General features: G+C 51.6%; 17 protein-coding genes and 3 tRNA genes. 12 read left to right on the top strand and 8 right to left on the bottom strand.

The window, feature by feature from the left end:
• Positions 1–2 precede the first annotated feature (2 nt).
• The 5 genes from yceG to ptsG all read left to right on the top strand — a co-directional run bounded on the left by yceG (position 3) and on the right by ptsG (position 5,192).
• Positions 3–1,025 carry a cell division protein YceG gene (gene yceG / locus AL515_RS15380; RefSeq protein WP_061068119.1) on the top strand — a complete coding sequence of 341 codons (1,023 nt, stop codon included), beginning with the start codon at positions 3–5 and terminating at the stop codon, positions 1,023–1,025.
• Complete coding sequence (gene tmk / locus AL515_RS15375; RefSeq protein ID WP_048211240.1) at positions 1,015–1,656, top strand: dTMP kinase; 642 nt, start codon at positions 1,015–1,017, stop codon at positions 1,654–1,656. Before yceG ends, tmk begins: the two co-directional genes overlap by 11 nt.
• Positions 1,653–2,657, top strand: coding sequence for a DNA polymerase III subunit delta' (gene holB / locus AL515_RS15370; RefSeq protein ID WP_048211241.1), 1,005 nt, complete (start codon positions 1,653–1,655; stop codon positions 2,655–2,657). Before tmk ends, holB begins: the two co-directional genes overlap by 4 nt.
• Positions 2,658–2,667: 10 nt before the next feature.
• Positions 2,668–3,465, top strand: coding sequence for a metal-dependent hydrolase (locus AL515_RS15365; protein WP_048211242.1), 798 nt, complete (start codon positions 2,668–2,670; stop codon positions 3,463–3,465).
• A 293-nt stretch (positions 3,466–3,758) separates the two neighbouring features.
• On the top strand, positions 3,759–5,192 hold the full coding sequence (ptsG, locus tag AL515_RS15360) for a PTS glucose transporter subunit IIBC (protein WP_005128998.1): 1,434 nt from the start codon (positions 3,759–3,761) through the stop codon (positions 5,190–5,192).
• A gap of 55 nt (positions 5,193–5,247) precedes the next feature.
• Here the strand turns inward: ptsG and AL515_RS15355 are convergent, their stop codons facing one another.
• From AL515_RS15355 to AL515_RS15340, 4 genes are all read right to left on the bottom strand, one after another.
• Positions 5,248–7,026 carry an aminopeptidase P family protein gene (locus tag AL515_RS15355; protein WP_061068118.1) on the bottom strand — a complete coding sequence of 593 codons (1,779 nt, stop codon included), beginning with the start codon at positions 7,024–7,026 and terminating at the stop codon, positions 5,248–5,250.
• A gap of 15 nt (positions 7,027–7,041) precedes the next feature.
• Positions 7,042–8,496 (bottom strand): AMP nucleosidase, encoded by a 1,455-nt coding sequence (locus AL515_RS15350; protein WP_061068117.1) that lies wholly within the window; start codon positions 8,494–8,496, stop codon positions 7,042–7,044.
• A 118-nt stretch (positions 8,497–8,614) separates the two neighbouring features.
• Positions 8,615–9,931 (bottom strand): shikimate transporter, encoded by a 1,317-nt coding sequence (shiA, locus tag AL515_RS15345; RefSeq protein WP_061068116.1) that lies wholly within the window; start codon positions 9,929–9,931, stop codon positions 8,615–8,617.
• 217 nt (positions 9,932–10,148) lie between these two features.
• A tRNA-Asn gene (locus AL515_RS15340) sits at positions 10,149–10,224 on the bottom strand.
• 326 nt (positions 10,225–10,550) lie between these two features.
• Between AL515_RS15340 and nac the strand changes: the two genes are divergently transcribed.
• Entirely contained in the window at positions 10,551–11,468 is a 918-nt protein-coding gene (gene nac, locus AL515_RS15335; protein ID WP_061068115.1) for a nitrogen assimilation transcriptional regulator NAC, read from the top strand.
• 101 nt (positions 11,469–11,569) lie between these two features.
• Positions 11,570–12,520: an HTH-type transcriptional regulator Cbl gene (cbl, locus tag AL515_RS15330; RefSeq protein WP_048211294.1), complete on the top strand. Its 951-nt coding sequence runs from the start codon at positions 11,570–11,572 to the stop codon at positions 12,518–12,520.
• Positions 12,521–12,562: 42 nt separating this feature from the next.
• Here the strand turns inward: cbl and AL515_RS15325 are convergent.
• Positions 12,563–12,638, bottom strand: a tRNA-Asn gene (locus tag AL515_RS15325).
• A 99-nt stretch (positions 12,639–12,737) separates the two neighbouring features.
• A complete protein-coding gene (gene mtfA / locus AL515_RS15320) occupies positions 12,738–13,535 on the bottom strand; it encodes a DgsA anti-repressor MtfA (RefSeq protein ID WP_061068114.1) in 798 nt (265 codons plus the stop codon).
• 93 nt (positions 13,536–13,628) lie between these two features.
• On the opposite strand from mtfA, the gene AL515_RS15315 reads away from it, so the two are divergent.
• Positions 13,629–13,718, top strand: a tRNA-Ser gene (locus tag AL515_RS15315).
• A gap of 170 nt (positions 13,719–13,888) precedes the next feature.
• Here AL515_RS15315 and ompC read toward each other — a convergent pair.
• Positions 13,889–15,091, bottom strand: coding sequence for a porin OmpC (ompC, locus tag AL515_RS15310; RefSeq protein WP_061068113.1), 1,203 nt, complete (start codon positions 15,089–15,091; stop codon positions 13,889–13,891).
• Positions 15,092–15,530: 439 nt separating this feature from the next.
• Between ompC and AL515_RS15305 the strand changes: the two genes are divergently transcribed.
• The 3 genes from AL515_RS15305 (at position 15,531) to AL515_RS15295 (ending at position 18,178) form a co-directional block, all read left to right on the top strand.
• Positions 15,531–16,226 carry a phosphohydrolase gene (locus AL515_RS15305; RefSeq protein ID WP_061068112.1) on the top strand — a complete coding sequence of 232 codons (696 nt, stop codon included), beginning with the start codon at positions 15,531–15,533 and terminating at the stop codon, positions 16,224–16,226.
• Positions 16,227–16,299: 73 nt separating this feature from the next.
• The gene (locus AL515_RS15300) at positions 16,300–17,730 is read left to right on the top strand and encodes a DNA cytosine methyltransferase (RefSeq protein ID WP_061068111.1); all 1,431 of its coding nucleotides are present in this window, start codon (positions 16,300–16,302) and stop codon (positions 17,728–17,730) included.
• The gene (locus AL515_RS15295; RefSeq protein WP_048211299.1) at positions 17,711–18,178 is read left to right on the top strand and encodes a very short patch repair endonuclease; all 468 of its coding nucleotides are present in this window, start codon (positions 17,711–17,713) and stop codon (positions 18,176–18,178) included. Before AL515_RS15300 ends, AL515_RS15295 begins: the two co-directional genes overlap by 20 nt.
• On the opposite strand, the gene yedA is transcribed toward AL515_RS15295, so the two are convergent.
• Positions 18,170–19,090, bottom strand: a complete 921-nt coding sequence (gene yedA, locus AL515_RS15290; protein ID WP_061068110.1) for a drug/metabolite exporter YedA — start codon at positions 19,088–19,090, stop codon at positions 18,170–18,172. The genes AL515_RS15295 and yedA overlap by 9 nt on opposite strands.
• Before the next feature lie 178 nt (positions 19,091–19,268).
• Between yedA and AL515_RS15285 the strand changes: the two genes are divergently transcribed.
• Positions 19,269–20,180, top strand: coding sequence for a DUF808 domain-containing protein (locus AL515_RS15285; RefSeq protein WP_048211301.1), 912 nt, complete (start codon positions 19,269–19,271; stop codon positions 20,178–20,180).
• Positions 20,181–20,213: the final 33 nt, after the last annotated feature.

Below are 20,213 nucleotides of genomic sequence, written 5' to 3'. Positions count from 1 at the left end.
TCATGAAAAAACTGTTACTCGTTGTCCTGTTATTGCTGGTTGTGCTGGGCATTGCCGCGGGAGTGGGAATGTGGAAAGTTCGCCATCTGGCGGACAGTAAGTTATTGATTAAAGAAGAGACGATTTTTACGCTGAAAGCGGGTACGGGCCGTCTGGCCCTTGGCGAACAGCTGTATGCGGACAAGGTTATCAATCGCCCGCGCGTGTTCCAGTGGCTGCTACGTGTGGAACCCGACCTGTCGCATTTTAAAGCCGGAACCTACCGTTTTACGCCCGACATGACGGTGCGGGACATGCTGCAACTGCTGGAAAGCGGTAAAGAGGCACAGTTCCCGTTGCGCCTGGTTGAAGGGATGCGCCTGAGCGATTACCTCAAACAACTGCGCGATGCGCCGTATATCAAGCATACGCTGAGTGATGATAACTACGAGACCGTTGCCCAGGCGCTGAAGCTGGAAAACCCGCAATGGGTGGAAGGCTGGTTCTGGCCAGATACCTGGATGTACACCGCGAATACCACCGACGTGGCGTTGCTAAAACGTGCGCATCAAAAAATGGTTAAAGCGGTGGACACCGTCTGGGAAAGTCGTGCTGACGGCTTGCCGTATAAAGACAAAAATCAACTGGTGACGATGGCCTCAATTATTGAGAAAGAGACCGCTGTTGCCAGTGAGCGTGATCAGGTGGCCTCGGTCTTTATTAACCGCTTACGTATCGGTATGCGGTTACAGACCGATCCGACCGTGATTTACGGTATGGGGGCACGGTATAATGGCAAATTATCGCGTGCGGATCTGGAAATGCCGACAGCCTATAACACTTATACCATCACAGGTTTGCCGCCGGGCCCGATTGCCATGCCGGGTGAGGCTTCGTTGCAGGCCGCAGCGCATCCGGCCAAAACGCCGTATCTCTATTTCGTGGCTGACGGTAAAGGCGGCCACACGTTTAACACTAATCTTGTCAGCCACAACCGCTCCGTGCAGGATTATCTGAAAGTGCTTAAGGAAAAAAATGGGCAGTAACTATATCGTTATCGAGGGCCTGGAAGGCGCCGGAAAAACTACTGCGCGTAATGTGGTGGTAGAGACTCTTGAGCAACTCGGGATTCGCGACATGGTATTTACCCGCGAGCCCGGTGGAACGCAGCTTGCGGAGAAATTAAGAAGTCTGGTGTTGGACATTAAATCGGTCGGCGATGAGGTGATTACCGATAAAGCCGAAGTCCTGATGTTTTATGCCGCGCGCGTACAACTGGTTGAAACGGTGATTAAGCCGGCGCTGGCAAAAGGCGCATGGGTTATTGGCGATCGTCACGATCTGTCGACCCAGGCGTATCAGGGCGGCGGTCGTGGCATCGATCAACACATGCTGGCAACACTGCGTGATGCCGTGCTTGGTGATTTTCGCCCTGACCTGACTCTGTATCTGGATGTGACACCTGAGGTAGGACTAAAACGCGCTCGAGCACGTGGCGAACTGGATCGTATTGAACAGGAGTCTTTCGATTTCTTTAATCGCACCCGCGCACGCTACCTTGAACTGGCTGCCCAAGACGCCAGCATTCGTACAATTGATGCAACACAGCCGCTTGATGTCGTGATGGAGGATATCCGCACTACCATCACCGAGTGGGTGAAGGAGCAGGGCGCATGAAATGGTATCCATGGTTACGACCGGATTTTGAAAAACTGGTAGCCAGCTACCAGGCGGGTCGTGGTCACCATGCGCTACTGATTCAGGCGTTACCCGGCATGGGTGACGACGCGCTGATTTACGCTCTTAGCCGCTATTTAATGTGCCAGCAGCCAGAAGGACATAAAAGCTGCGGACAGTGCCGTGGCTGTCAATTGATGCAGGCAGGTACACACCCGGACTACTATTCGTTGCTGCCGGAAAAAGGCAAAAGCACGCTGGGTATTGATGCGGTACGTGAAGTCAGCGAGAAGCTGTACGAGCATTCACGCCTTGGCGGTGCGAAAGTGGTGTGGATCCCGGATGCCGCTCAGTTAACCGATGCCGCCGCCAATGCGTTGCTGAAAACGCTGGAAGAACCGCCCGCGCAAACCTGGTTTTTTCTTGCCAGCACAGAGCCAGCTCGCCTGCTGGCGACATTACGTAGCCGCTGCCGGTTACACCATCTTGCGCCGCCGCCTGAGTCGTATGCAATTTCCTGGCTTGCCCGTGAAGTAACAGCGTCGTCAGAAGCGTTGTTGAGCGCGTTACGCCTTAGTGCAGGTTCGCCCGGTGCGGCACTCTCGCTGTTACAGGCCGAAAGCTGGGCGCACCGGACCGACTTCTGTGCGGCACTGGCGAACACATTGCAGTCCGACGACTGGTATATCCTGTTGGCAGCACTCAACCATGAGCAAGCTGCGACCCGTTTACACTGGCTGGCAACGTTGTTTACAGATGCCCTCAAACGTCCGTATGGTGTTGCCCATTTAACCAATCCTGATGCTCTGACGTTGATATCGTCCATCGCTGAGCGGTTATCCGTCGCGCAGATACAGGCGATACTCGGTGACGTTTGTCACTGTCGTCAGCAATTGCTGAACGTGACAGGCGTAAACCGTGAACTGGTATTAACCGATCTTATTCTCCGTACTGAGCATTATCTGCAACCAGGCACCATACTGCCTGTTCCCCATCTTTGAGAGAGACATTATGTTTTTAGTCGACTCGCACTGCCATCTTGATGGCCTGGATTATCAATCTCTGCATAAGGACGTGGATGACGTGCTGGCGAAAGCGGCCGCACGCGATGTGAAATTCTGCCTTGCCGTTGCCACCACGCTATCGGGGTACCGCAGTATGCGCGAACTGGTTGGTGAGCGTGACAATGTGGTTTTCTCATGTGGTGTTCATCCGCTAAACCAGGATGAAACCTATGATGTCGAGGATTTGCGTCGTTTTGCCGCCGAAGAGGGCGTAGTTGCGATGGGTGAAACGGGGTTGGACTATTTTTACACCCCGGAAACTAAAGTTCGCCAACAGGAATCATTCATCCACCACATCCAGATTGGCCGTGAGTTACACAAGCCGGTTATTGTTCATACCCGCGATGCGCGTGCTGATACGCTATCAATTCTGCGCGAAGAAAAAGTGACGGATTGTGGCGGCGTACTACACTGTTTTACAGAGGACAGGGAAACTGCGGGTAAATTGCTGGATCTCGGATTTTATATCTCGTTTTCTGGCATCGTCACGTTCCGTAATGCTGAACAGCTTCGTGATGCTGCGCGTTATGTTCCGCTGGATCGTTTGTTAGTTGAGACTGATTCCCCATACCTTGCGCCCGTGCCGCATCGCGGAAAAGAGAATCAGCCAGCCATGGTTCGTGATGTCGCCGAGTACATGGCCGTATTGAAAGGTGTTGCCGTTGAAGAACTGGCGCAAATCACCACAGATAACTTTGCCCGCCTGTTTCACATCGACGCCTCTCGCCTGCAATCAGTACGCTAACTGAGTTTTTTTAAAGCTCGTAATTAATAAACAAAGCGAGTAAAGTTCACCGCCATTAAATGGGCGGTGAATAACCAGTTTGAAACATTCAGATACTCATTTTATCGGAATGTGCGAGTTTTTCGGCCATCCACAGCTGAATTGTGATAGCCGTCAAACAAAAACAAACTGAATTATTTTACTCTGTGTAATAAATAAAGGGTACTTAGATACCCTGTCCACGGCGAGGTTCTCCCCCCTCGCCAATGCGTGAGAACGTAGAAAAGCACAAATACTCAGGAGCACTCCTAATTATGTTTAAGAATGCATTTGCTAACCTGCAAAAGGTCGGTAAATCGCTGATGCTGCCGGTATCCGTACTCCCTATCGCAGGTATCCTGCTGGGCGTCGGTTCCGCTAACTTCAGCTGGCTGCCAGCCGTTGTATCGCACGTAATGGCAGAAGCAGGCGGTTCTGTTTTTGCGAACATGCCGCTGATTTTCGCTATCGGTGTTGCGTTAGGCTTCACCAACAACGACGGCGTATCCGCTCTGGCATCCGTTGTTGCTTACGGCATCATGGTCAAGACCATGGCTGTTGTTGCGCCGTTGGTTCTGCATTTACCTGCTGAAGAGATCGCCGCTAAACACCTTGCTGATACGGGTGTTCTCGGGGGGATTATCTCCGGTGCGATTGCAGCGTATATGTTCAACCGCTTCTACCGTATCAAATTGCCTGAGTATCTGGGCTTCTTTGCCGGTAAGCGCTTCGTTCCTATTATTTCTGGTCTGGCTGCCATCTTCACAGGTGTGGTTCTGTCCTTCATTTGGCCGCCGATCGGTACTGCTATTCAGACGTTCTCCCAGTGGGCTGCATACCAGAACCCGGTCGTGGCGTTCGGTATCTATGGCTTCATTGAACGCTGCCTGGTGCCGTTTGGTCTGCACCATATCTGGAACGTTCCATTCCAGATGCAGATCGGTGAATACACCAACGCTGCGGGCCAGGTATTCCACGGCGACATCCCTCGCTATATGGCGGGTGACCCGACTGCGGGCAAACTGTCCGGTGGCTTCCTGTTCAAAATGTACGGTCTGCCGGCTGCTGCTATCGCTATCTGGCATTCTGCTAAACCAGAAAACCGCGCGAAAGTGGGCGGTATCATGATCTCCGCTGCGTTGACCTCGTTCCTGACCGGTATTACCGAGCCGATCGAGTTCTCCTTCATGTTCGTGGCGCCGATCCTGTACATCATCCACGCTATCCTGGCTGGTCTGGCATTCCCGATTTGTATTCTGCTGGGTATGCGCGACGGTACATCATTCTCCCACGGTCTGATCGACTTTATCGTTCTGTCCGGTAACAGCAGCAAACTGTGGCTGTTCCCGATTGTCGGTATCGGTTATGCGATCGTGTACTACACCATTTTCCGTGTATTGATCAAAGCGCTGGACCTGAAAACGCCGGGTCGTGAAGATGCGACTGAAGACAACAAAGCGGGCGCGACTGGCGAAATGGCGCCGGCCCTGGTTGCCGCGTTCGGCGGTAAAGAAAACATCACTAACCTCGATGCGTGCATCACGCGTCTGCGCGTCAGCGTTGCTGATGTTGCCAAAGTGGATCAGGCTGGCCTGAAGAAACTGGGTGCGGCGGGCGTTGTTGTCGCGGGTTCTGGTGTTCAGGCTATTTTCGGTACCAAGTCCGATAACCTGAAAACTGAAATGGATGAGTACATCCGTAACAGCTAAGCAGTAAGACGTTGGGGAGAACTAAGGCAGCCTGCGGGCTGCCTTTTTTATTGCCTTAATTGGCCTGAACGCGAATCGGCGCGGTGGCGGCGAACAGCCACGGACGAGCCTCTGCGTTCACGCGGGGGGATAACGTCTCTCTGACCTGCTGGTGGTAATCATCAATCCACTGTTTTTCTGCATCGCTGAGCAAATGCAGTTCAACCAGATTCAAATCAATCGGCACCAGCGTCAGCGTTGAGAAACGACAGAAGCCAGGGCGACTGTTGATAATCTCCACCTGATTCTCAATACGGATCCCATATTGTCCGGCCAGATAATAACCCGGCTCGATGGTAATGATATTGCCCGCAACCAGAGGCCAGGGGTTTACTTTTTTGGCGATGCGATGGGGTTGCTCATGGATGAGTAACTGATGACCCACACCGTGGCCGGTACCGTGATCAAAATCCAGACCTAAATCCCACAACGCCCGACGACTAAAGGCATCCAGTTGATGTCCCTGAGTACCGGTGGGAAACTGCAGTGAGATAAGCGATAAAAAGCCTTTCAACACGGCGGTGTAATGCAGACGACGCTGCGGATCCTGTGGACCAAAGGCGAGCGTTCTTGTTGTATCCGTAGTGCCATTTTGATACTGGCCGCCGGAATCATTCAGGTACATTGCCTGTGTGGTGATGGGGGTGTTTGTTTTCTCGCTGGAATGGTAATGACACATCGCCGCATTGCTGGCAGAGGCGGAAATAGTACTGAAACTTTGCTCTATAAATCCTGGCTGCTGCTGGCGAAACGCCAGCTGCTTGGCTTGTGCTTCCAGTTCAGTGACAGGATTACCTGCTGCCTCGCGCAGCGGAACCTCATGCGCCAGCCAGGCCAGAAAGTTTACCCATGCGGCGCCATCCTGTTCATGGCATTCCCGATACCCTGCCAGTTCAACATCATTTTTATGAGCTTTAATCAATGTGATGGGGTCGGGGGTCCAGAGAACCTCTCCTCCGTTTTGTTCAATGGCGAACCGCAGCGCGACTGGCGCATAGTCTTTATCAACCAGGAAACGCTTTCCTTGGGCAAGTTGCTGGCAGCGCGGAAGAAAGTTTTCTTGCGGGGCCAGCGTGATCGTCTCCAGCAACGATGCAGGCAGCTGCTGCGTCTTATTATTATCAACAAACCACTCCAGTTCGCCGCTGCGATGGAGCAGGGCAAACGAAAACGGCACTGGCACCATAGCCAGATCCGAACCGCGCACATTCAGCAGCCAGGCGATGTTATCCGGCAGCGTGATCGCCAGCACGTCGGCCTGATGCTGGGCCAGTTGTTCCACTATTCGTTCGCGCTTATGTGCGCTGCTTTCGCCGCTTATCTCAACGGGCATTTCACGAATTACACCACAGGGGGCGGCTGGACGGTCGAGCCAGATCTGGTCGAAGGGATCGCGTTCCATCGGAACCAGTTTGCAGTGAGTGGCCGACAGTGCTTCAAATTGGCTGTTGACCATCAGCAGAGGTTCAAAGCCGATACGCGCACCAGAGGTGACGTAAGCCTGCAAGTAGTCGGCCAGAGGTTCCTCGTGCAAATGATGGATTTCAAAATCATCGAGAGAGACTTCGTTACGCACCTGGACCTGATAGCGCCCATCGACAAACATCAGCGCGCGATCGCGAAGTACCAATGCAAGACCAGCGGAACCGCTAAAGCCGGTGAGCCAGGCCAGTTTATTGTCATGTGGCGTACAATCTTCACTTTGGTGAGCGTCGGCGCGCGGAACAATCATGCCATCCAGTCCCTGCGCTAACAGCAGACTGCGCAGGGCGGAAAGAGGAGTTGAGTTGTGCATAGTTACCTTCAGGCCTTAACGGAACGGCGGTTCGTTGAACGTACGTAATTTACGGGAGTGCAGTCGGTCGACTTCAGCACGCAGACGGTCGATAGCCCGGATACCTATTTGCAGGTGTTCAGAAATGGCACCTTCATAAAAACGGTTGGCCTGACCAGGCAGTTTGATCTCGCCATGCAGTGGTTTGTCGGAAACACATAGCAGCGTGCCGTAAGGGACGCGGAAGCGGTAGCCCTGAGCGGCGATGGTGGCGCTCTCCATATCGATAGCTACCGCGCGGCTGAGGTTAAAACGTAGCGCAGAAGCGGAATAGCGTAGCTCCCAGTTACGGTCGTCGGTGGTGACGACGGTTCCGGTACGTAAACGCTGCTTAACCTCTTCGCCGGGCATGCCGCTGACTTCTTTGGTAGCGTCATACAGGGCGCGTTGCACTTCCGCAATGCTCGGAATCGGAATGTCCGGCGGCAATACGGCATCCAGTACATGGTCGTCACGCAGATAAGCGTGGGCCAGAACATAGTCGCCAATTGCCTGACTTTCACGCAGACCGCCGCAGTGACCAATCATCAGCCAGACGTCAGGACGCAGTACGGCCAGATGATCGCAAATGGTTTTGGCGTTAGAGGGGCCGACGCCGATATTAACCAGCGTGATCCCCTGACCGTCGGCGGTAATTAAATGCCAGGCGGGCATCTGGTGTTTTTTCCACGCCAGATCGGAGATGGCCTCTTCCGGCGCTTCAGTTTCCGCGGTGATCCAGATCCCACCTGCGCATGACAGCGCGATGTACGGGCTGTCCGGATCGAGGATCTGGCTGCAACCCCAGCGCACGAACTCATCGACGTAGCGGGTGTAGTTGGTGAACAGTACAAAGGGCTGAAAGTGCTCAACCGGCGTTCCCGTGTAGTGACGCAGTCGCGCCAGCGAGAAATCGACTCGTCGCGCGTCGAAGTGCGACAACGGGGAGAACTCCGCCGGATGATAGGTACCATCCGCAGTTTCATCGCCAATCTGTGACAGCTCGGTGGTCGGAAAATGGCGCGTCAATCCGGCGCTCATCGAGCGGTCGAGCGTCAGTTCAGAGCCGTCAATGACATACGGATAGGGAATTTCATGTTGCGACGGCTCGACGGAAATATGCGCATCATAATCCTGATACAGCAGCGTCAGTTGTTCTTCAAGATAAGGGCGAAAAAGCGACGGGCGGGTGATGGTTGTGGTATAGCAGCCTGCATGGGTAAAACGGCCATAGGCGCGGGTTTTGGGGGGATTGGTGGCGCTGCCATCCCAGGTGACACAAAGCGATGGGTAAACAAAAAGACCGTTTGGGCGGGCGATGTCGTCAGGGAGCGTTCCTGTTTCAATATACTTACCAATGGCGCTACGCAGTGCTTTAACCGACTGCTCGTACAGCGCGTCCAGTTTATCCAATGCCTGAGCCGGGGTCAGGCTGGAGCCCTTATTGTTCATGTCTGTCTCCTTGTTCCACAGATGTACTGCTCTCCCGATAGTATGTCACAGGAATGTGAAACAAAAGTCAGACGTTGAGGAAGATTATGCGAAGACCCGATGGCCTTCGCACAAAGGTTTACGCGTGTTGCTTATCTCTCATCAGCATTGCGGTCACGGCCGAAATAAGGCATCCGGCCATCAGGTAAATGGCAACGCTGTGCCAGTCGCCACCGGAGAAAGTCACTAATGCAGCGGCAATAAAAGGCGTAAAACCACCGCCGACAACGCTGGCAACCTGATAACCCACGCCTGCGCCACTGTAGCGATAGCTTGCGCCAAACAGGCCGGTAAACATAGGCTGCTGTACGCAGACCACCATATCGTGCGCAATGTTGGCCAGCATAATCGCGAAGAACACTATCCAGAAAATGGACTGCGCTTCCAGCGCCATGAAGAATGGGAAGGCGCTCAGCGTACCGACCAGCGCACCGGTAATATAGACGCGCCGACGGCCAAAGCGATCGGCAAGCCAGGCAAAGCAGGGGATGGTCAAACAACTCAGTCCACCAACCAGTAACCCGATATTCAGAAACAATTCGCGCGGCAGCCCCAGGTTCTGCGTGGAGTAGTTGAGAGCAAATGCGGTAACAATGTACATCGTCAGGAGCTCACACAGACGCAGGGCGATAATTTTCAGAAATGCTCCTGGGTGACGGGTGAGCGCCTCGATAACCGGCAGCCGCTTTTTCACCGGTTGAGGGGCTTGTTTTTGCTGTTCGAATTCAGCCGATTCATCCATTCTGTTGCGCATCCACAACGCGCCCAGAACCAGCACAATGCTGAACAGGAACGGAATGCGCCAGCCCCAGCTCAGGAACTGCTCATCGGTTGTTTGCGAGCTAATCAGCGAGACCAGCCCCGTAGAGAGCAGTAGCCCGACGCCGTAACCGACCTGAACGCCGCTACTGTAGAAGGCTTTTTTATTTTTCGGCGCACTTTCGACCGAGAGCAACGCCGCGCCACCCCATTCACCGCCAACGGCGAATCCCTGAACGGCGCGCAGCGTCACCAGTAGCACAGGAGCCCACCAGCCAATGGTGTCAAAAGAGGGAATAATCCCGATCAGCGCAGTGGCAATACCCATCATCCAGACGGTAAGCATCAACATACGTTTGCGGCCCAGACGATCGCCGAAGTGGCCGAAGATTATCCCGCCTAACGGACGGAACAAAAATCCGACGCCAAAGGTGGCGAATGCGGCAAGTGTTCCCATCGCCGGACTAACCTGCGGGAAAAACTCGCGATTAAAGACCAGCGCGGCGGTGATGCCATAAAGCAGAAAATCATACCAGTCGACCACGGCACCCGCGAAGCTGCCGAGTGCGGCACGTCGGGCACGGTTAAGCGATGAGGTGTCCTGCTGGGGACCCGTGGAGGTGAGGGTGGAATCCATAGTTATCCTGTCTGTACTGTTTTTTAATTATTAGTATTGGAGTTAGGTTACGCACATTGCAGTCGAGGTATAAACGACTGTAATGAGACTACCGCGACAGATGAGAAGATAAAACGATTTTATCCCTTACAAGAGGACAAGATGAAAAATAAGACGATTGAAGAAATTAATAAGCAAAAAGCCCGCTTAAGTTTCCTTAAGCGGGCTTCTCTAAATATGGCTCCTCTGACTGGACTCGAACCAGTGACATACGGATTAACAGTCCGCCGTTCTACCGACTGAACTACAGAGGAATCGTGTGAACGAGGCGCATATTAGCGGGGGCGATGGGGGTTGTCAAAGGGGTAAATGAAATTGTGTGTTCGTTTGCTGACAAATTCAACAAAGCGGCGATCTTTCATGCTTTTTAGACATTTGCCCCATTCTGGTGCGGGTCTACCTCTTGTGGGGCAGCCCGGAAAAACGCGGAATCAGTAGAAGCGATCACTTTCCTGCGCCATCCCTTACTTAACGGGAGCTTAACATTAAATAATCGTCTACAGATGAAACTGGCAAGCATCTTGCAATCCTGAGTTTCATGATTGCCAGCATGGGTTCTGGTATTCCGACAGGAGGCAAAATGAACTTCAGACGACTGAAATACTTCGTAAAAATCGTCGATATTGGTAGCCTGACCCAGGCAGCGGAAGTATTGCATATCGCTCAACCCGCGCTGAGCCAGCAGGTTGCTACGCTGGAGGGGGAGCTGGATCAACAGTTGTTGATCCGCACCAAGCGCGGGGTGACGCCGACGGAGGCGGGGAAAGTGCTGTATACGCACGCCCGGACGATATTACGTCAGTGTGAACAGGCACAGCTTGCGGTCAATAATGTAGGGCAGACTCTGAGTGGACACGTCTCTATTGGCCTGGCGCCTGGCACGGCGGCATCATCAATTACCATGCCGCTATTACAGACCGTTCGCGCCGAGCTGCCCGATGTACTGGTCTATTTGCATGAAAACAGCGGGGCGGTGCTGAACGATAAACTGCTCAGTGGTCAATTAGATATGGCGGTGCTCTACGAGCGCTCGCCGATCGCGGGTATTTCCAGTCAACCGTTACTCAAAGAGGATCTTTACCTGGTGGGGACGCGCGAATGTCCAGGACCTGGTGTCGATTTAACGGCAGTCGCGCAGATGAATTTGTTTCTGCCACGGGATTACAGTGCGGTTCGTCTCCGTGTTGACGAAGCCTTCTCACTGCGCCGCTTAACGGCGAAAGTAATAGGTGAAATTGATTCTATCTCCACCCTAACGGCCGCGATTGCCAGCGGTATGGGGGTGACAGTCTTACCTGAATCGGCAGCCCGGGCATTATGCCATGCAGCGAATGGCTGGATGGCGCGGATTACAACGCCCTCCATGAATCTGCCCCTCTCGCTTAACATGTCAGCCAGAGGCAGTTTGACACCACAGGCTCAGGCGGTGAAAGAGATCCTGTTGTCGCTGGTTAGCCGTCCGGCTCTGGAAAATCGGGAACTACAGCTGGTGAGTTAGACCTTATTCCAGCCAGGAATAAGATGCAGGTTTTTATTATTTGTTATGCCGGGCATCAGACTTTAACAATAGTGTAATGTCTGATGTACCCGGAGCGAAAAGTGAATTTCCAGCAACTTAAAATAATCCGCGAGGCGGCCCGTCAGGATTACAACCTGACGGAAGTCGCGAATATTCTTTATACCTCGCAGTCGGGGGTAAGTCGGCATATTCGTGAACTTGAAGATGAACTTGGCATCGAAATTTTTATTCGTCGTGGTAAACGTTTACTTGGCATGACCGAACCGGGGAAGGCGTTGCTGGTGATCGCTGAGCGTATTCTTAATGAAGCCAGTAATGTTCGCCGACTGGCGGACCTGTTTACCAATGACACGTCTGGTGTGCTGACCATTGCGACCACACACACGCAGGCACGCTATAGTCTGCCTGCGGTGATCAAAGCATTTCGTGAGCTCTTCCCGGAGGTTCGCCTGGAGCTTATCCAGGGGACGCCGCAAGAAATTGACGTTCTCCTGCAAAATGGTGGCGCTGACATTGGTATTGCCAGTGAACGACTCAGCAGCGATCCGCTGTTGGTGGCGTTTCCCTGGTTTCGTTGGCAGCACAGCCTGCTTGTTCCACTCGATCATCCATTAGTTAAGGCTTCCCCGCTTACGCTTGAGTCTATTGCTCACTGGCCGCTCATTACCTATCGGCAGGGTATTACGGGGCGTTCACGTATTGATGAGGCATTTGCGCGTAAAGGTTTGGTGCCGGATATTATCCTCAGTGCACAGGACTCGGATGTGATTAAAACGTATGTAGCGCTGGGGCTGGGAATCGGGCTGGTGGCGGAGCAATCCAGTGGCGAGCAGGAGGAGGGGACGTTAACCCGCCTTGATACCCGGCATTTATTTGATGCGAACACCGTTTGGCTGGGGCTCAAACGTGGTCAGTTGCAGCGCAATTACGTCTGGCGATTCATCGAGCTATGCAACGCAGGTTTATCTGTGGAAGAGATTAAACGCCAGGCGATGGAGCCTGATGAAGTGATGATTGATTATCAGATATAAAGCAAAAAGCCTGCTTAGTTTCCTAAGCAGGCTTCTTAAATATGGCTCCTCTGACTGGACTCGAACCAGTGACATACGGATTAACAGTCCGCCGTTCTACCGACTGAACTACAGAGGAATCGTGTGAACGAGGCGCATATTACTGACCTCACCATGACGTGTCAACAGTAAAATTAATACGTCATATCAATTGGTTAATTAATCTTCAAATTCAGTATTAATGTACATTTGATGAGCGAAAATGGTCTTCTTCCTGGCTATCGCGCAACCGAAGCATTGGGTTCTGGCGATAGAACTGGAAAAAACGTTGCCACAATGCCGGAAAACGTGGTGCAAACAACTCGGGGGCGCTGAAGAAATACTCGGATAATACCGCAAAGCATTCTGCAGGATCGGTTGCTGCGTAGGCATCTATACTGCAGGCCGTTTCACCTACCAGATCGATTTCATCCTGGATGTTGTTCATCGCGGCATGGAGATCGTGCTCCCAGTTCGCAATTTCCCTCAGCGGAATAGCCGGAACGCCGCTGGCGCGATCGCCATTACGCATATCAAGTTTATGTGCCACTTCGTGAATAATCAGATTAAAGCCGGAAGCATCGAAGGAATCCTGGATATCAAGCCAGTTCAGGATCACCGGACCCTGTTGCCAGCTTTGGCCTGACTGAATAATCCGTTGATTGTGCACCAGCCCAATATCATCTTCCCATTCGTCATCCACGACAAACGGGGCAGGGTAAATAAGGACTTCATGAAAACCATCGAGCCACTCGATGCCTAATTCCAGAACAGGCAAACAGAAAAGCAGAGCAATTCGTGCACTTTTCAGTACGTCCAGTTCAAATCCTTGTAGCGCAACCAATCTTTTTTGCTGTAAAAAACGCTCAGCCAGGACAATAAGCCTGGCTTGTTCTTGTTCAGTAAGATTCACCAGAAGAGGAATTGCCAGGGCATCATCCCAGGGCCAGTCATCATTCCGGGCTGTTTCTTGCTCTTTCCAGGGCCACTTAATCATCGTTTTGCTCGCAAACTCGTCACTTGAACGAAATTGACGGAACTGGGTCTGTTAAAATGCCAAATTACCTGGCATCATGGCAACCACCAGAACGGAGAGATGCCAGAGCGGCTGAATGGACCGGTCTCGAAAACCGGAGTAGGGGCAACTCTACCGGGGGTTCAAATCCCCCTCTCTCCGCCACTATTCAAACACTTGCACGCCTTGCTTTCAACGACAGCAGTCACGGATGTTTTTTTCTTTGAGTATCCTCACAAGTTTGTCGTTCTATTGCCTTCGTGACATAAAAATCCGCTTCAAATAAACAAAAAGCCCGCTTCATATGAAGCAGGCCTGATACGTATTGTGCAAAATTAGAACTGGTAGACTAAACCAACGGCAACAATATCGTCAGTTGCGATGCCATTGCTTTCATAGAAGCTGTCATCTTCATCCAGCAGGTTGATTTTGTAATCAACGTAGGTGGACATGTTTTTGTTGAAGTAATAAGTCATACCCACATCAACATATTTTACCAGATCTTTGTCGGTGTAGCGTGGGGTGCCATTGCTATGGTGATCCCAGCCACCTAAGTCGACACCTTTAGATTGCAGGAATGCAACGGACGGGCGCAGACCAAAGTCAAACTGGTATTGTGCAACAACTTCGAAGTTCTGTGTTTTGTTGGCGATACCGCCATTTGCAACATCTTCACCAGCAGCATTTTTAGAAGAGCCGCTGCCGTATGCTGTCATGTTCCGTGTTTCTGCGTACATAGCAGCAAGGTAAACGTTGTTAGCGTCGTACTTCGCACCAATAGTCCAGGCATCTGCTGTATCTCCACCTGCATATTTATTGGCATAGCTACGATCGCCGCGACCAGCAGCGACCTGGCTGTTAGTACGATCAGAACTGGAGTACGCTGCACCGAGGCTTAAACCGAAGTCAAAGTCATAAGAGGTGGACATACCGAAACCGTCGCCGTTTTCTTTCGCCAGTTTGCGGTTTTCACTATTACCAGAACCTTCCTGACCTACGCTGCTACCTTCATTATTACCCTGATACTGCAGGGCGAAGTTCAGGCCATCAGCCAGACCAAAGAAGCCGTGGTTACGATAAGTAGCAACGCCGTTGGTACGACCCAGCATATACACGTCGGTCTGAGTGTAAGTATCACCACCGAATTCTGGCAGCATATCGGTCCAGGCTTCAACGTCGTACACGACGCCGTAGTTACGACCGTAATCGAAGGTGCCGTTTTCAGCAAAGCCCAGGCCTGCGAAAGCCAAACGAGTCCAGGAATCGCCTTTGTCACCTTCGGTGCCGTTGGCCTGAACGTTATATTCCCACTGACCGTAGCCAGTCAGCATATCGTTGATCTGCGTTTCGCCCTTAAAGCCCAGACGCGCATAGGTTTGATCGCCGTCGTTATCTGTATCGTCAGAGAAATAACGCAGACCATCGACTTTTCCGTACAGATCCAGTTTATTGCCGTTTTTATTATAAATTTCAGCCGCATTTGCTGCGCCTGCAGCTAATAAAGCTGGGAGAAGCAGTGCCAGTACTTTTCTTTTCATTATGTATTCCCTTTATTTAATAATTAAAATGAATATGTAGTGATGTCCTGAAAACTACATTTCGATACTATCTATGAAGTTCATTTAATTTAAAATATAACATGTAACAATTATATTTTAGATATTTCAAAATGTTTCCATTTGAGTTTTTTAAATTATTTTTATATGTATTTATTGTTTTTATTCAACACATAAATACATGATTATCAATTGATTTGTATCTTGTGGATTGATATTTGTTGTGTGTATTTTATATGTTTTTATTATTGTTTTTATGCTTGTCAGGATAATTTATTATCAATGCTGTATGTGGAAATTATAAATTGGCATTTGTTATGGATGTTATTTAACAATTGAATTTTGATATAAAAGAAGGCAGACAGTGGTTCAGGGTAAAAATTATTGCTAAGGTGGTTTTCTTTATGTAAAGGGAGAGATCATGGAACTCCACGACTGGCAGTCGAGATTTGAAGCCTGGTTACGTGAAAATCATTCAGGGCACGACGCTGCCCATGACATCTTTCACTTTCGCCGCGTGTGGCAGACGGCTCAAAAGCTGAGCACGGATGCGAACGTAGACTGGTTGGTCGTACTGACCGCGTGCTATTTCCACGATCTTGTCAGCTTACCGAAAAATCATCCGGAACGTCATCGCTCATCGGTACTGGCAGCCCAGGAAACCTGTCGTGTACTGTCACAGGACTTTCCTGAATTTCCTCAGGATCGGCTGCATGCGGTGAGTCACGCTATCGCAGCGCACAGTTTTAGCGCAAAAATTACGCCCACGGCACTTGAAGCCAAAATCGTTCAGGATGCCGATCGACTTGAGGCGCTCGGTGCTATCGGTCTGGCGCGCGTGTTCGCCGTTTCTGGCTCGCTGGGTGTGGCATTGTTTGATGCGGAGGATCCGTTTGCCCGGCAGCGTAGCCTCGATGATAAACAGTACGCGCTTGATCATTTCCAGACCAAACTGCTGACGTTGCCACTGACAATGCAAACTGAACAAGGGCGGCATTTAGCACAGCATAATGCTGACTTTTTATTGACGTATATGGCAAAACTCAGCGCAGAATTAAAAGGAGAATATGAAATGTTGGATCTTGCGGCGATTCAACCCCTTAAAGCATATCAGTAGTCGTCATTGCTGAAACGTCAATTGCACCAATTTATGTTAACCTGTCGACTATCCATTTCGGCCGGTTAAACGTATGCAGGATAATTTATCAGTAGCAGGCTCCATGAACCCGATGACAGATGATAACGAGGCCGCCGCACAGGTGATTTTGGCTAAGTTGCTTGAAATATACGATGTGAAAACGCTGGTTGCTCATCTGAATGGTGTTGGTGAGAATCGCTGGAGTCCGGCCATCTTTAAGCGTGTGGTCGCCAATGAAACATGGCATCGGCTCAGCGACGCTGAGCTGGCTCATCTGAACGCCATGCTACCGACACCGCCTGCGCATCATCCACATTATGCTTTTCGCTTTATCGATCTTTTTGCTGGTATTGGCGGAATTCGTCGCGGTTTTGAAGCGATCGGCGGGCAGTGCGTGTTTACCAGCGAGTGGAACAAGCATGCGGTGCGCACCTACAAGGCGAATCACTACTGCGATCCTCTGCAGCACCACTTTAATGAAGATATTCGTGATATTACGCTCAGCCATCATGAGGGGGTGAGTGACGAGCAGGCTGCAGAGCATATTCGTCAACATGTTCCCGAGCATGATGTCCTGCTGGCCGGCTTCCCTTGCCAGCCATTTTCTCTGGCGGGTGTATCAAAGAAAAACGCGTTAGGGCGTGCCCACGGTTTTGCCTGTGATACGCAAGGCACGCTTTTTTTTGACGTGGTGCGAATTATCGACGCGCGGCGGCCGGCTATATTTGTGCTCGAAAACGTTAAAAATCTGAAGAGTCATGACCAGGGAAAAACCTTTCGCATCATCATGCAAACGCTGGATGAACTGGACTATGACGTGGCGGATGCAGCCGATAATGGCCCGGATGATCCGAAGATTATCGATGGGCAACATTTTTTACCCCAGCATCGCGAACGTATCGTGCTCGTCGGCTTTCGACGTGATCTGAGCTTGAAGTCAGACTTTACGTTGCGCGATATTGTCAGCCGCTACCCTCAGCGTCGAACGACGCTCGCAGAGCTGCTTGAACCGACCGTTGATGCGAAATATGTGCTGACACCGGTCCTGTGGAAATACCTGTATCGCTATGCGAAAAAACATCAGGCACGGGGCAATGGGTTTGGCTACGGTATGGTCTATCCCGGCAATCCCGATAGCGTAACGCGTACATTATCCGCACGTTACTATAAGGATGGGGCTGAAATTTTGATAGACCGTGGCTGGGATATGGCGCTGGGTGAACAGGATTTCGATGATCCCGCCAATCAACGACATCGTCCTCGTCGATTAACGCCAAGAGAGTGTGCTCGCCTAATGGGGTTTGAGTCTCCTCAGGGTTACCAGTTTCGCATTCCGGTATCAGATACCCAGGCTTACCGCCAGTTCGGTAATTCGGTGGTCGTCCCGGCATTTGCGGCGGTAGCCAAACTGCTGGAGCCGAAGATCAAGCAGGCTGTTGCGCTCCGTGAGAAAGAACAGCAGCATGGCAGACGTTCACGATAAGGCGACACGCAGTAAAAATATGCGAGCGATAGGGACCCGCGATACGGCGATCGAAAAACGTCTGGCCGACATCCTGACGGAGCAGGGGGTAACGTTTCGCGCGCAGGATGCAACGTTGCCCGGTCGCCCCGATTTTGTGGTGGATGACTACCGTTGCGTTCTCTTTACCCACGGCTGTTTCTGGCATCAGCACAACTGCTATCTCTTTAAAGTCCCGGCAACCCGCACGGCGTTCTGGCTGGAGAAGATAGGAAAAAATGTGGTACGTGATAAGCGGGACTGCGAAAAATTGCAGTCGTTGGGATGGCGGGTCTTGATTGTCTGGGAATGCGCCCTGCGTGGGCGTGAGAAACTGGATAACGAGGCACTGTCTGAACGGGTTATCGAGTGGATCTGCGGCGGCGGTGCCACCGCGCAGATCGACACTCAGGGCATTCATTTACTGTAACGACTTTTCCGATGGGGCTGCGACCGCGTCAGCTTTGACCGGGAATAAGTATTTCCCCAGCGTCACCAATACCACGGCAAAAACAATGACCCCGAGCGCCAGCCACTCGATCAACGCCAGGCTTTCACCTCCCAGCCCCGTACCTAACAGAACCGCCACTACCGGGTTGACGTAGGCATAGCTGGTGGCTAACGCCGGGCTTACATTACGAATAAGGAACATATAAGCGTTAATCGCAATAATTGAGCCGAACAGGGCGAGATATGCCACCGCCATAAAACCGGAGAAGGTTGGCATCGTGGTCAGCTTTTCTCCACTGAGCAGCGATGCGCACATCAGCACAATGCCCGCGGCTAACATTTCAATAGCACCGGCCATCATGCCAACGGGCAAGGTTATACGTGAGCCGTACACGGAGCCAAACGCCCAGCTCATTGAACCAATCAGGATTAATACTGCCCCCCAGGGATTACCACTCAAGTTACCGCCGCTGTTAAGCATGATAATCCCGGCGAGTCCAATTGCGATCCCCATCCATTCCAGTTTGCGTGTTTTGATGCCAAAAAAGTGGCTAAAGCACAGCGTAAACAGCGGGACGGTGGCAACCACTACGGCGGCAATACCGGAAGGAACATTTTGATGTTCTGCAACAGTAACCAGCCCATTACCCACGGCCAGCAGCAGGATACCAATTAACGCGGCGTTCAGGAGCTGGCGCAGAGGCGGTAGCTTGTGTCCGCGAAGAAGTAAAAAAAGTGTTAATAACACTCCAGCAGAGAGAAAACGTACGCCAGCCATCATCAACGGCGGCCAACTTTCAACGCCAATGCGAATAACGAAGTACGTGGAACCCCAAATGATGTACAGCGCAAATAGCGCACTGAAAAGCGGTAACAATTGCCTGAAACGCATAATCCCTCACGGTGGAAATAAAAAGGTGCAACATAGTAAACGTCAAAACTATCATGCTGGCGAGACTTATAATTGCCTGCTGTTGTTAAATAATTGTTGACCAGAAAGGTCTGTTTCAGCATGGCGTGTTTTACTTCATACTTATGGCTGCAAAACAATAATATTGAGGATTAAAATTTTGGCAGGAAGTAGCTTACTCACCTTGCTTGATGACATCGCCACGCTTCTGGACGATATCTCAGTGATGGGAAAACTGGCCGCGAAAAAAACGGCGGGTGTGCTGGGAGACGATTTGTCGCTTAACGCGCAACAGGTATCGGGCGTGCGGGCGAACCGCGAGCTTCCGGTGGTCTGGAGTGTGGCTAAAGGATCTTTCGTCAACAAAGTTATCCTGGTGCCGCTGGCGCTATTGATCAGCGCCTTCATTCCATGGGCTATCACCCCCTTATTGATGATTGGTGGGGCGTTCCTCTGTTTTGAGGGCGTGGAAAAAGTGCTTCACACCCTGGAAGCGCGAAAACAAAAAGAGACCCCAGAGGAGCGTCAGCAGCGTCTGACATCGTTGGCGGCGCAGGATCCTCTCACCTTTGAGAAAGATAAAATCAAAGGGGCGATACGTACTGACTTTATTTTATCTGCAGAGATTGTGGCCATTACGTTGGGTATTGTGGCGGATGCGCCGTTGTTGAATCAGGTACTGGTTTTGTCGGGTATTGCTTTGGTGGTGACCGTTGGCGTATATGGTCTGGTCGGTATTATTGTGAAGCTCGATGATATTGGCTACTGGCTGGCAGAAAAGCGCAGCGCACTGGCTCAGGCCCTGGGTAAGGGATTGCTGGTGGTTGCTCCCTGGCTCATGAAATCACTTTCCGTGGTCGGCACGCTGGCGATGTTTTTAGTCGGTGGCGGCATTGTGGTACACGGCATTGCGCCGCTGCATCATGCGATTGAGCAATTTGCCCAACAGCAGAGTTCATTCATTGCTCTGATGCTTCCGACTCTGCTTAATCTGGTGCTCGGCTTTATTATCGGTGGGATCGTGGTGGTGCTGGTAAAAATGGTTGCCAGGTTACGCGGAGTTTCGCACTAATTGTCGCCTGCCAGACTACGCAAAACGTCTCTT

The sequence above is a fragment of the Citrobacter sp. FDAARGOS_156 genome (assembly GCF_001559235.2).
Taxonomy (GTDB): Bacteria; Pseudomonadota; Gammaproteobacteria; order Enterobacterales; family Enterobacteriaceae; genus Citrobacter; species Citrobacter youngae.
Note: the sequence above shows the minus strand (reverse complement) of the source record. Positions and strands in the feature narration are given on the sequence as shown.